Below are 12,829 nucleotides of genomic sequence, written 5' to 3' on the forward strand. Positions count from 1 at the left end.
CAAGACTGCCACGAGCCCGGAGGGCCGCCAACTGCGGGCGCCCCGGAGAAGGAGTCGGGCCCGTCCTGCGCCGCCCGGGCGTCGCTCACCGGTTCCCCCGGGGGTCTTGCCTAGACTCGTCGCGTGACCACCAGCCAGCTCGACCCTCTCCTCGGCCGTCTCGTCGACGGCCGGTACGAGGTGCGCTCGAGGATCGCCCGCGGCGGCATGGCGACGGTCTACCTCGCGCACGACCAGCGCCTCGAGCGCCGCGTGGCGATGAAGGTCATGCACGGCCACCTCTCCGACGACGCGACGTTCAAGAACCGCTTCGTCCAGGAGGCGCGCTCCGCCGCTCGTCTCGCCCACCCGAACGTGGTCAGCGTCTTCGACCAGGGCCAGGACTCGGACATGGCCTACCTGGTGATGGAGTACCTCCCCGGGATCACTCTGCGCGACCTGCTCAAGGAGCGCGGCCGGCTGACCGCCCAGCAGGTCGTCGACATCATGCACTCCGTGCTCTCGGGTCTCGCCGCCGCGCACCGCGCCGGGATCCTCCACCGCGACCTCAAGCCCGAGAACGTGCTCCTCGCCGACGACGGCCGGATCAAGATCGGCGACTTCGGCCTCGCGCGCGCCGCCTCCGCCAACACCGCCTCCGGTCAGGCCCTCCTCGGCACGATCGCCTACCTCTCCCCCGAGCTGGTCACGCGGGGCACCGCCGACACCCGCAGCGACATCTACGCCATCGGGATCATGATCTACGAGATGCTCACCGGAGAGCAGCCCTTCACGGGCGAGCAGCCGATGCAGATCGCGTACCAGCACGCGAACGACTCCGTCCCGTACCCCAGCGCGACGGTCGCCTCCGTCCCCACCTCGCTCGACGAGCTCGTCCTCTGGGCGACCGAGCGCGACCCGGACATGCGGCCCCGCGACGCCGGTGTCATGCTCGCGCAGCTGCTCGAGGCCGAGCGGCTCATGGGCATCACACCGAGCGACCGCCGCGGCGACACGCAGGCGGTCACCCCGCTCCCGGCGCCCGTCGCCGATCCGGCGCCCGCGACGGCCGTCTTCGATACGGCGGAGCCCGGGCAGACCTCGGTCTTCGACCCGGCGCCGGCCCCCGGAGCGGTGCTCGTGGTCGACGAGGACGACGACACCGTCGCCCGGCTCGCGAGCAGGCGCCGCGTCCGACGGCGCCGCGGCGTCCTGCTCACGGTGGTCGTCCTCCTCCTGGCGCTCATCGGCGGCGGGACGGCCTGGTGGTTCGGCGAGGGACCCGGCGCGATCGTGTCGATCCCGGACGTCGTCAGCCAGTCGCAGCAGGACGCGACGGCCCAGCTGCAGGCGCAGGGCTTCGAGGTGCAGCCGCAGGAGACGCCCGACCTCACCGTGCCCGCGGGGACGGTGGTGAGCTCCGATCCGCCCGGCGGGCAGGGGGTGCACAAGGGCTCCGTCATCACGCTGACCGTCTCGAGCGGGCCGCGCCAGCTGCCGGTCCCGTCGCTCGCCGGCCTCTCGGAGGCCGACGCTGCCGCCGCGGTGACGGGCGGCTCCTTCACCGTCGGCGACGTCTCGAAGATCTTCGACGCCGACGTCGACGCCGGTGTGGTCGTCTCCGCCTCGCTGCCGGACGGATCGGCGCTGCCCGAGACGATGTCCGAGACCAGCACCATCGCGATGGTGGTGAGCCTCGGACCGATCCCGAACGTCGTCGGCCTCTCGATCGACGACGCGACGGCGAAGGCGGAGGCGGCCGGTCTCGCCCTCGACCGCAGCGGCGAGGACTGGAGCGACACCGTGGCCGCGGGCGTCGTCCTCACGCAGGCGAACCCGGAGGCGCCCGCCGTGACCGGCGACACCGTCTCGGTCGTCGTGTCGAAGGGGCCCGAGCCCGTCGCCGTGCCGAACGTCGTGGGGATGAACCGCGACGAGGCGAAGGCGGCCCTCGAGGCGGCGGACCTGTCGTGGAGCTACTCCCTGACGACGCTCGGCCCGCTGATCGACGCGGCGCCGAACGAGCTGACCAAGGTCACGAACCAGTCCAACAAGGCCGGCGATCTCGTGCAGCGCGGCACGACGATCCAGCTGTCGATCACCATCACGACCTGACGCCGCCGGTCGAGCCCCTCGGCGGGGACTCGACCGGCGGTCGGGGTCGGATCAGATCGCGAGGCCCCGGAGCTCCTCCGCCACGAGGAACGCGAGCTCGAGCGACTGCATGTGGTTGAGGCGCGGGTCGCAGACCGACTCGTACCGGGTGGCGAGCGTCGCCTCGTCGATGTGCTCCGAGCCGCCGAGGCACTCGGTGACGTCGTCGCCTGTGAGCTCGACGTGGATGCCGCCCGGGTGCGTCCCCGCGGCGCGGTGCGCCTCGAAGAAGCCCTTGACCTCGTCGACCACGTCGTCGAAGCGACGGGTCTTGTAGCCGGTCGGCGTCGTCAGCCCGTTGCCGTGCATCGGATCGGTCACCCACAGCGGCAGGGCGTCGCTCCGCTTGACGGCCTCGAGCAGCGGCGGGAGGGCGTCGCGGATCCTCCCGGCACCCATGCGGGTGATGAAGGTGAGGCGCCCGGGCTCCCGCTCGGGGTCGAGCTTGTCGATCAGCTCGAGCATCGTCTCGGGCGTGGTCGACGGGCCGAGCTTCACGCCGATCGGGTTGCGCACCCGCGACAGGAAGTCGACGTGCGCGCCGTCGAGCTCGCGGGTGCGCTCGCCGATCCAGATGAAGTGGCTGGAGGTGTTGTACGGCGTGCCGGTCCGCGAGTCGATGCGCGTCATGGGGCGCTCGTAGTCCATCAGCAGGCCCTCGTGGCCGGTGTAGAACTCGGTGCGCTTCATGCCCTCGAAGTCGGCCCCGCACGCCACCATGAACTTGACCGCGCGGTCGATCTCGCGGGCCAGCTGCTCGTAGCGCTGGTTCTGCGGGTTCTCGGTGAAGCCCTTGTTCCAGTAGTGGACGAGGCGCAGGTCGGCGAATCCGCCCTGCGTGAAGGCGCGGATGAGGTTCAGCGTCGAGGCGGCGGTGTGGTAGCCCTGAACGATGCGGCGCGGGTCCGCGGCGCGGGACTCCGGGGTGAAGTCGTAGCCGTTGACGATGTCGCCGCGGTAGGCGGGCAGGGTCACGTCGCCGCGGGTCTCGAGATCGCTCGAGCGCGGCTTCGCGAACTGGCCGGCCATCCGGCCCATCTTGATGACGGGCATGCTCGCGCCGTAGGTCAGGACGACGGCCATCTGCAGCACGGTCTTGACGCGGTTCCGGATCTGCTCGGCGGTCGCTCCGGCGAAGGTCTCGGCGCAGTCGCCGCCCTGCAGGAGGAACGCCTCGCCGCGGGCCGCGGCTCCGAGACGCTCGCGCAGCTGGTCCACCTCGCCGGCGAACACCAGCGGAGGGAGCGCGGCCACCTCGGCGGACGCCGCTCGCACGGCCTCCGCATCGGGCCACTGCGGCTGCTGCTTGATCTCGAGCTCGCGCCAATAGTCCAGGCCGGCGACCACGGAGGGGGCGGCGAGGACGTACGGTTCGTTCGGATCGATGACCACGAGGGTGTTCCCGGTTCTGACGGGCGCCAGCGGCGCGCGGAGGGCCGCCGTCCGGACGGACGGCAGCGGTTGACGAGCTTATCGCCTGGCAGGGCGCTCGGCCGGGAGGGGGCCCCGGCGTCGAGCGGGCGCTCAGCGGGTGAGGGCCGCGCGCTTCTCCTTGACCGAGGTCGCGTAGACGTCGAGGTACTCCTGGCCGCTCAGGGCGAGGAGCTCGTACATGATCTCGTCGGTGATCGAGCGGAGGATGAACCGGTCGCCCTCCATGCCCTCGAAGCGGCTGAAGTCGAGCGGCTCCCCGAAGACGATGCCGATGCGGCCCAGCTTCGGCAGGCGCTTGCCGATGGGCATGATGCGCGCGGTGTCGATCATGGCGACCGGGATGACGGGCACGCGGGCCTCGAGGACCATGCGCGCGACACCGGTGCGGCCGCGGTACATGCGGCCATCGGGGCTGCGCGTGCCCTCGGGATAGATGCCCAGGGCGTGGCCGCCCGCGAGGACGCGGAGGCCCGTGTTGAGCGAGGCCTCCGACGCCTTGCCACCGGAGCGGTCGATGGGCAGCATCCCCGTGGCGGTGAAGAACGTCCGCGTCGCCCAGCCCTTGAGGCCCTTGCCGGTGAAGTAGTCGCTCTTGGCGAGGAAGACCATGTTCCGCTCGATCACCAGCGGGAGGATCACGGAGTCGATGAAGGAGAGGTGGTTGCTCGCGAGGATCACGCCGCCGTTCTGCGGCACCTTGTCGGCACCGACCACCCACGGCCGGAAGATCGTCTTCAGGAGCGGGCCCGCGACGATGTGCTTCATGAACCAGTAGAACATCGGGCTCCTCGGCGGTGCGGCGGATCGGGTGCGGCGGGTGCCGCTAGAGGGAGCTCGCGTGCAGGCGCGCCAGGTCGGCGGCCCCCACGACTCCGGCGTCGTTGACGAGCTCCGCGATGCGGAACTCGGGCTCGGGGTGGTAGCCCCGGGCGGGGAGGTTGTCGAGGTAGGCCTGGCGGATGGGGTCCAGCAGGAGGTCGCCCGCCTGCGCCACTCCGCCGCCGATGACGAACATCTGCGGGTCGAGGACGGCGCTCAGGCTGGCCGCCGCCTCGCCCAGCCAGTGGCCGAGCTGTCGCAGCGCCGCGAGGGCGCCGAGGTCGCCGGCGGTGATCAGCTCGGAGATGAGGTGGCCGTTCAGCTCGCCGCCGTTGCGGGCGCGGGCGTCGGCGATGCCCTGGCCGATCCCGCCCGCGTCGGCCAGCTCGCCGGCGAAGCGCTGGAGCGCCCGGCCCGAGCCGTACTGCTCGATGCAGCCGCGGGCGCCGCAGCCGCAGGGCAGGCCTCCGGGGACGACGCGCATGTGCCCGATCTCGGCCGCCGCGCCGAAGCCGCCGCGCAGGAGCCGGTCGTTGATGACGATCGCGCCACCCACTCCGGTTCCGATGGTGAGCATCAGCATGTCGCTGACGAGGCGGCCCGAGCCGTAGCGGAACTCGGCCCAGCCGGCGGCGTTCGCATCGTTCTCGATGATGATCGGCAGGTCGATGCGGGCCGAGAGCTTCTCGCGGAAGGGCTCGTTGCGCCAGTTGATATTCGGGGCATAGTAGACGATCGACTGCGAGGCGTCGATGAAGCCGGCGGCGGCGACTCCGACCGCGGAGACGTCTCCCGGGAGCAGACCGGAGCGCAGATGCTCGACCATCTCGACCACGACGTCGACGATCAGCTCGGGGTGCCCGGCGGGCGTGGGCCGACGGTCCTCGCGGAGGATCCCCCCGAACTCGTCGACCAGGGCTCCGGCGATCTTCGTGCCGCCGATGTCGATCCCGATCGCGTGCACGCGAACCGCCTTCCCGTCGCCACCGGCGCGGCAGCGTCGGCGGGCCGCCCTGAGCGGCGGCCAGGACGAGTGTAGTGACCGCGAGCGCTCCGATGCGGCTCAGCGGCGAGACCCGGCGACGCGTGTCGGCCCTCCTCGCGGAGCCACCGCTGGATCGTTACCCTGAACGGATCCACAGCTTGCGCCGCGCCGGTAGGGTGGAGACGACGTTCATTCAGGTACCGAAGGAGTTGCCGTGGACCAGTTCGATTCCCCCCTGGTGGTTCCGGCCGATCCCCAGGCCAATACGACCGCCCTCCTGCTGGACCGCGTCCGCGAGACGCCCGATCGCCCGCTCTTCGCGTTGCCCGAGGGCGAGGGCTGGCGCGATGTGACGGCGCAGGAGTTCCTCGACCAGGTCACGGCCCTCGCGAAGGGCTTCGTCGCCGTCGGCCTCGAGCCGGGCGAGAAGGTCGGGCTGATCTGCAAGACGCGCTACGAGTGGACGCTGATCGACTTCGCCGTCTGGTTCGCCGGCGGGGTCCTCGTCCCGGTGTACGAGACCTCCTCTCCCGCACAGGTGCAGTGGAACCTCGCCGACTCCGGCGCGCACGCCGTGATCGTCGAGACTCCCGAGCACTTCGCCCGCTTCGACGAGATCCGCGCCGACCTTCCCGAGGTCCGCCTCGCCTGGCAGATCGGGCTGGGCGATCTGGACAAGCTCGTCGCCCGCGGCATCGACGTGCCGGATGCCGAGATCGAGCGCCGCCGCTCGCTGGCGACCGGCACCGACATCGCGACGATCATCTACACCTCCGGCTCCACCGGCCGCCCCAAGGGCTGCATCATCCGGCACTCGAACTTCGTCGAGCTCAGCCGCAACTCGGCGGTCGCCCTGACGGAGCTGATCCACCAGCCCGGCGCGTCGACGCTGCTGTTCATCACCACGGCGCACGTGTTCGCCCGCTTCATCGCGATCCTCTGCGTGCACGGCGGGGTGAAGGTGGGGCACCAGGCCGACACCAGGCAGCTGCTCCCCTCGCTCGCGTCCTTCAAGCCGACGTTCCTCCTGGCCGTGCCGCGCGTGTTCGAGAAGGTCTACAACTCCGCGGAGCAGAAGGCCGAGGCCGGGGGGAAGGGGAAGATCTTCCGCCGCGCGGCCGACGTCGCCGTCGCCCACTCGATGGCGCTCGAGGCGGGCTCGGTGCCGCTCGCGCTGAAGCTGCAGTTCCTCCTCTTCGACCGGCTCGTGTACTCGAAGCTGCGCACCGCCATGGGCGGGAACGTCCGCTTCGCCGTGTCCGGCTCGGCGCCGCTGGGAGACCGGCTCGGGCACTTCTTCCACAGCCTCGGCATCAAGATCCTCGAGGGCTACGGCCTCACGGAGACGACGGCGCCCGCCACGGTCAACCGCACCGAGCGGTTCAAGATCGGCTCGGTGGGCCCGGCGATGCCCGGGGTCTCGATCCGGATCGCGGGCGACGGCGAGATCCAGGTGCGCGGCATCGACGTCTTCGGCGGCTACTGGAACAACGAGGCGGCGACGGCCGAGTCGTTCGACGGCGAGTGGTTTCGCACGGGCGACCTCGGAACCCTGGATGAGGACGGGTACCTGCGCGTCACCGGGCGGAAGAAGGAGATCATCGTCACCGCCGGCGGCAAGAACGTCGCTCCGGCGGCGCTGGAGGATCCGATCCGCGCGAACCCGCTGGTCGGCCAGGTCGTCGTCGTCGGCGACCAGCGCCCGTTCATCGCCGCACTGGTCACGCTCGACGCCGAGATGCTGCCGACGTGGCTCGCGAACAACGGGCAGGACAAGGGCCTCTCACTCGAGGACGCGGCCGTGAACCCGGTCGTTCTGGCCGAGGTGCAGCGGGCCGTCGACGCGGCGAACGAACGCGTCTCCCGTGCAGAGTCGATCCGGAAGTTCGTGATCCTCCCGACCGAGTTCACGGAGGCGAGCGGTCACCTGACTCCGAAGATGAGCATCAAGCGCAACGTCATCCTCGCCGACTTCGCCGACACCATCGCCGCCGTCTACTCCGCCGCCCCCGCCACCGAGGGCATCTCCCTCCGCTGACCCCGCGCTCTCCCCGCGTCACCAGCAGGCCGTCCCGATCGCAGCCGCCTCCGGGACAGCGCGCCCAGCTCTATCCCGTCGGCGGAACGCCCGACGCTCTCCTCGACGCGCCCCTGTCGCGGTGCCGACCGCGCCGGGCCGGGCAGGGACCGGCTCCCCCTCAACACAGCCGTATCCGGGAAAGCGCGTACCAGCGCTTTCCCGTCGGCGGAACGCACGACGCTCCATGGAACGCGCCCACCTCGAAAAGCCGACCGCGCGGAGCCGGGCAGGGACCGGCTCCCCCTCGACACAGCCGTATTTGGTGAAGCGCGTGCCAGCGCTTCACCGTCGGCGGAACGCCCGACGCTCCATGGAACGCGCCCACCTCGAGCGGCCGACTGCGTGGAGCCGGGCAAGGACCGGCTCCCCACCAACACAGCCGTATCCGGGAAAGCGCGTACCAGCGCTTTCCCGTCGGCGAAACGTACGACGCTCCACGGAACGCGCCCATCTTGAGCGGCCGACTGCGCGGAGCCGGGCAAGGACCGGCTCCCCACCAACACAGCCGTATCCGGGAAAGCGCGTCCCAGCGCTTTCCCGTCGGCGGAACGCACGACGCTCCATGGAACGCGCCCACCTCGAAAAGCCGACCGCGCCGGGCCGGGCAGGGACCGGCCCGGAATCGAACTCAGAACCAGTCGGATTCCCGGACGGCCTTCATGGCGGCGCGGCGGTCGTCCTGGGAGAGGCGGTCGAGGTAGAGGCGTCCGTCGAGGTGGTCGCATTCGTGCTGGAGGGCCTGGGCCATGAGGCCGTCGCCTTCGAGGAGGACCTCGTTGCCGTCGAGGTCGGTGCCGCGGACCTTCGCGTGCGGGTAGCGGATCGCGGGGTACCAGAGGTTCGGGACGGAGAGGCAGCCCTCGTCGACCGGTCGCGGGTCTCCGCTGAGCTCGATGATCTCGGGGTTGAGGATGTACCCGATGACGCCGTCGACGTTGTAGCTGAAGGCGCGGAGGTTGACGCCGATCTGGGGGGCTGCGACGCCGGCGCGTCCGGGCGGGCGGACGCTGTCGACGAGGTCCTCGACGAGGCCGCGGACGCCGGCGTCGACCGTCTCGATGGTCGTGGACGGGGTCTTCAGCACCGGGTCCCCGAAGATGCGGATCTGGCGTTCGGTCATGTGGTGCGCTCCCTCAGGGCCTCCTCCGCGCTCAGGAGGGCGTTCTCGACGACTTCGCTCGCTGCGGGGTGCGGCCAGTACTGGCTGCGGGCGAGTCCGCGGATGCCGGTGCCGGCGCTGGCGGCCTGGACGAGCGGCTGAATGAGGATACTGGCCTGCGGCCCGATGATGTGCGCGCCGAGGAGGGCGCCGTCGAGTCCGACGACCAGGAGGCAGGCGCTGGAGTCGTCCTCGAGCGCCCAGCCGAAGGCGGTGGAGCCGTACTCCTGGGTGACGGTGACGACGTCCAGGCCCTGGTCTCGCGCTTCGGCCGCGGTGAGCCCGAAGTGGGCGATCTGCGGGTGGGCGAAGATCGCGCCGGGCACCGGCGAGAGGGTGTCGGAGAGCATCTCGCCCGGGTGCAGGAGGTTGTGCGCCACGAGGCGCGCCTCGTGGTTGGCGACGTGCTTGAGCTGCCAGCGGGACGACACGTCGCCGAGGGCGAAGAGGCCGGGCACGGGGTGTCCGCCGGAGAGGACGCGCTGCTCGGGGTCGACGCTGATCCGGCCGTCCTCGTGCAGATCGATCCCGACGGAGGCGGCGGCGACCGTGTCGCTGTTGGGGTCGCGGCCGAGCGCGACGAGCAGCAGATCGGTCTCGACCGTCGTGCCGTCGCTGAGGGCGACGCGGAGCCCGTCAGGGCGGGCGTCGACGCTCTCGGCGCTCACTCCGGTGAGCACCGTGTACCGCTCGGCGGCGATCCCGGTGAACCGGCGCGAGACGTCCTCGTCGAGGGCGCGGAGGAGGCGGTCGCCGCGGACGGCGACGGTCACGGCCGTGCCGAAGGAGGAGAAGACGTGGGCGAACTCGACGGCCACGGCGCCGCCGCCGAGGATCAGCATCCGCGCGGGGAGCTCGTCGAGCCGCATGACCGAGGACGAGTCCTGGATGCGGGGGTCCGGCTCGTACGCGGCGAGGAGCGGCCTGGGCCGCGAGCCGGCGGCCACGACCACCTGCGGAGCACTGATGCGGGCACCGCTGGCGCTGACGAGGACGTGCGGTCGGTCGCCGTCTCCGAGCGACTCGAAGCCGAAGCTCTCGCGGAGGACGGTCACGTTCGGGGAGCGCTGATCGCGGTACTCGAAACCGCCCTCGCTGATCGCGTCGATCCGGCCGAAGACCCGGTCGCGCACCTCGGCCCACTCGGGGCGGCGGAGGCGGGAGTGGACGCCGATCGGGGCGCCCTGGTCGACGTCGGTGACCACGTCGGCGACATGGACGAACATCTTGGTCGGGATGCAGCCGGCGTTGAGGCAGGTGCCGCCGAACCACTCGCCGTCGTCGAGGATCGCGACCCGCAGGCCGTCGAACTCCGGACCGACGATCGAGTTGCCGGAGCCGGCCCCGACGACGATCAGGTCGAAGGAGTCGGTGGTCGCGTCGGGTCCGTCGGTGCGGTCCTGGAACGCGGCGGACGCCGCCTCGGAGCCCCGGGGCTCAGACACGTCGGACCGGCATGCCCTCGACCACGAGCGCGGCGAGCAGGCGTGCGGCGTCCTTCGTGCCCTCGCGCAGCTGCTCCCACTTCACCACGGAGCCGGCGGCGAGCACCGGGTCGTAGGGGATGCGGACGATGTCGCGGACGCGGGAGCGGAAGTGCGACTCGATCTCCTCCAGCTTCACCAGGCTCGTGCCCTGAGTCGCCGTGTTGAGCGCGACGACCGCGTTGCGCACCAGGGCGCCGTAGCCGTTCGCGTCCAGCCAGGTGAGGGTCTCGGAGGCCAGGCGGGCCTCGTCGACGCTGCCGCCCGAGACGATCACCACCGTGTCGGCGCGCTGCAGCGTGGGCCGCATCACCGAGTGCACGATGCCCGTGCCGCAGTCGGTGAGCATGATCGAGTAGAAGCGCTCGACCAGATCGGCGACCACGTTGTAGTCGTCCTCGTCGAAGGCCTCGGAGAGCTGCGGGTCGGTGTCGGAGGCGAGGACGTCGAGGCGGGTCTCGTCGCGGGAGACCATCGTCGAGAACTCGGTGAATCCGGTCACGCCGGCCGCGCGGTTCACGACGTCGCGGACGGTCGCCCGCGTCTGCTTGGGGACGCGCTCGGCCAGGGTGCCGCGGTCGGGGTTCGCGTCGACCGCGATGATGCGGTCCTCGCGCGCGTCGGCGAGGGCCATGCCCAGGAGCGTCGTGACCGTGGTCTTGCCGACGCCGCCCTTGCGGGTCATGACCGGGACGAAGCGGGTGCCGCCCTCGAACTGCCGGCCGATCCGCTCGTCCATCGCCTTCCACGCCTTCACCTTCGCGGAGTCGCCGAGGTTGACCGTGTGGAAGGTCAGGCCGTAGAGGAAGCGGTGCCAGCCGCCCGTGGGAGCGGGACGGGTCTTGCGGTTGACCTCCAGGAGCCTGTCCGGGGTGAGCATCGACGCCGACTCGGGGACGGCGGCGCTCGGCGCGGACGGGGCGGGAGCGGCGCTCGAGGACTCGGCGCGGAGGCGGTCGCGGCGCGTGGGGACGGCGGCGGGCTCCCCCGCGGACTCGGACGCCGCGGGCTTCTCGGCGGACTCCGCTCGGGCGGGGATCCCCGCCGAGACCGGTCCGTTCGCGCCGGACGGGTGAGCGGGAGCCGGTGAGGGGGTCGGAGCAGGACTCGGCTCCGGGGGCACGAGAGCGTGCGAGCGCGAGGGCGGCAGGCCGAGGCGGCCGACGTCGATCGCGTCCTCGTCCTCGACCGGAGCGGGGGCGGTGGAGCGGCGCCGCGGGCCGGGCGGGGTGATCCGCACGCCGTCGGGCAGGAGGGTCGGAGCGGTGTCGCTCGCTCGCGGGGAGTACTGACCCGATTCCCGAGCCGCGTCCATGGCGGTCCGCGGCGTGGGACCGGTGCCGGTGTCGGGCTGTTCGTCATTGCGCTCATCCATGCGAACGAGCCTCCTTCCGCTCAGGACGAGTGTACCGGCGGGCCCGGATCGCGCCGGGCGGCTTGGTCGGAGCGCGCTCCGACTGCTAGTGCTGCCCGCTTCCGGAGGCGGCGCGGACGGCGCGTGCAGCGAACGGTTAGGTTCTGCCGCCCGGAGGAACGTAAAGTAGTCAGCCATGCATGTACTCAGCGTGAGCTCCCTCAAGGGCGGCGTCGGCAAGACCACGGTGACGCTCGGCCTTGCATCCGCGGCGTTCTCGAAGGGCCTGCGAACGCTGGTCGTCGACCTCGACCCCCAGTCCGACGTGTCGACCGGAATGGACATCAACGTCGCCGGCCACCTCAACATCGCCGACGTCCTGACGTCGCCGAAGGAGAAGATCGTCCGCTCGGCGATCGCCCCCTCCGGCTGGACCAAGGAGCACCACGGCACGATCGACGTGCTGATCGGAAGCCCCTCCGCGATCAACTTCGACGGGCCGCACCCCAGCATCCGCGACATCTGGAAGCTCGAGGAGGCCCTCGCGAGCGTCGAGGCCGACTACGACCTCGTGCTGATCGACTGCGCCCCCTCGCTCAACGCCCTGACCCGCACGGCCTGGGCCGCGAGCGACCGCGTCGCCGTCGTCACGGAGCCGGGCCTGTTCTCGGTGGCCGCCGCCGACCGGGCGCTCCGGGCGATCGAGGAGATCCGCCGCGGACTCAGCCCGCGCCTCCAGCCGCTGGGCATCATCGTCAATCGCGCCCGCGTCCAGTCGCTGGAGCACCAGTTCCGGATCAAAGAGCTGCGCGACATGTTCGGGCCGCTCGTCCTCAGCCCGCAGCTCCCGGAGCGCACCTCCCTCCAGCAGGCGCAGGGCGCGGCGAAGCCCGTCCACGTCTGGCCCGGGGAGAGCGCCCAGGAGATGGCGCACAACTTCGACCTGCTGCTCGACCGCGTCATCCGCACCGGACGCATCGGCGAGCAGGTCCCCGCCTCGACCTAGGGCCGGCGGGCCCGCCGGACTTCTCCGGCTCGAGGTCTCGGGACGCGGGCGATGCTCGATGCTCGAGGAGTGCCAGGGACGGCGCCGGCGGACGCTCGGCGTCGAAGCTCAGCGCGGACTCTCGATGCGTGGGAGGAGCGCGCTACTCGATCAGCATGACCGCACACGAGCGGAGCCCGTTGAGAGATCAGCACGGCGGGACGCGAGCGGAGCCCGTCGTCGGATCCGCAGGGCGGGACACGGACGGAGCCCGTCATCGGACCAGCAGGGTGAGCGGGCGTGATCGGCGGGGAACTCGCGTCCGGCGGACGGTTCACGCGGGCGGGGCCCGCCACTCGACCAGCATGGTGAGACTCGGGTGGCGCCCGTTGCTCG

At 71.5% G+C, this 12,829-nt stretch carries 9 protein-coding genes; 3 read left to right on the forward strand and 6 right to left on the reverse strand.

The features are described from left to right. Window positions 1-123 precede the first annotated feature (123 nt). On the forward strand, window positions 124-2,094 hold the full coding sequence (gene pknB / locus C5C55_RS06740; protein ID WP_104222582.1) for a Stk1 family PASTA domain-containing Ser/Thr kinase: 1,971 nt from the start codon (window positions 124-126) through the stop codon (window positions 2,092-2,094). Between the two features lie 51 nt (window positions 2,095-2,145). On the opposite strand, the gene C5C55_RS06745 is transcribed toward pknB, so the two are convergent. From C5C55_RS06745 to C5C55_RS06755, 3 genes are all read right to left on the reverse strand, one after another. Continuing rightward, on the reverse strand, window positions 2,146-3,480 hold the full coding sequence (locus tag C5C55_RS06745) for a class II 3-deoxy-7-phosphoheptulonate synthase (protein WP_104233401.1): 1,335 nt from the start codon (window positions 3,478-3,480) through the stop codon (window positions 2,146-2,148). A gap of 177 nt (window positions 3,481-3,657) precedes the next feature. Continuing rightward, complete coding sequence (locus tag C5C55_RS06750) at window positions 3,658-4,347, reverse strand: 1-acyl-sn-glycerol-3-phosphate acyltransferase (RefSeq protein ID WP_104222581.1); 690 nt, start codon at window positions 4,345-4,347, stop codon at window positions 3,658-3,660. Window positions 4,348-4,390: 43 nt separating this feature from the next. Beyond that, entirely contained in the window at window positions 4,391-5,350 is a 960-nt protein-coding gene (locus C5C55_RS06755; RefSeq protein WP_104222580.1) for an ROK family glucokinase, read from the reverse strand. Window positions 5,351-5,585: 235 nt separating this feature from the next. On the opposite strand from C5C55_RS06755, the gene C5C55_RS06760 reads away from it, so the two are divergent. After that, window positions 5,586-7,409: a long-chain fatty acid--CoA ligase gene (locus C5C55_RS06760; protein ID WP_104233352.1), complete on the forward strand. Its 1,824-nt coding sequence runs from the start codon at window positions 5,586-5,588 to the stop codon at window positions 7,407-7,409. Between the two features lie 670 nt (window positions 7,410-8,079). On the opposite strand, the gene def is transcribed toward C5C55_RS06760, so the two are convergent. Genes def through C5C55_RS06775 form a run of 3 tightly spaced genes read right to left on the reverse strand, consistent with a single transcriptional unit; the run spans window position 8,080 to window position 11,469 of the window. Then, complete coding sequence (gene def / locus C5C55_RS06765; RefSeq protein ID WP_104233353.1) at window positions 8,080-8,571, reverse strand: peptide deformylase; 492 nt, start codon at window positions 8,569-8,571, stop codon at window positions 8,080-8,082. Continuing rightward, entirely contained in the window at window positions 8,568-10,055 is a 1,488-nt protein-coding gene (locus C5C55_RS06770; RefSeq protein ID WP_104233354.1) for a mycothione reductase, read from the reverse strand. Before C5C55_RS06770 ends, def begins: the two co-directional genes overlap by 4 nt. Then, window positions 10,048-11,469, reverse strand: coding sequence for a MinD/ParA family protein (locus tag C5C55_RS06775; protein WP_258059940.1), 1,422 nt, complete (start codon window positions 11,467-11,469; stop codon window positions 10,048-10,050). The genes C5C55_RS06770 and C5C55_RS06775 overlap by 8 nt, the downstream gene beginning before the upstream one ends. A gap of 175 nt (window positions 11,470-11,644) precedes the next feature. Between C5C55_RS06775 and C5C55_RS06780 the strand changes: the two genes are divergently transcribed. Continuing rightward, window positions 11,645-12,454 (forward strand): ParA family protein, encoded by an 810-nt coding sequence (locus tag C5C55_RS06780; protein WP_104233355.1) that lies wholly within the window; start codon window positions 11,645-11,647, stop codon window positions 12,452-12,454. Window positions 12,455-12,829 lie beyond the last annotated feature (375 nt).

Origin of the sequence: Rathayibacter sp. AY1C2 (assembly GCF_002931195.1) — a bacterium.
GTDB lineage: Bacteria > Actinomycetota > Actinomycetes > Actinomycetales > Microbacteriaceae > Rathayibacter.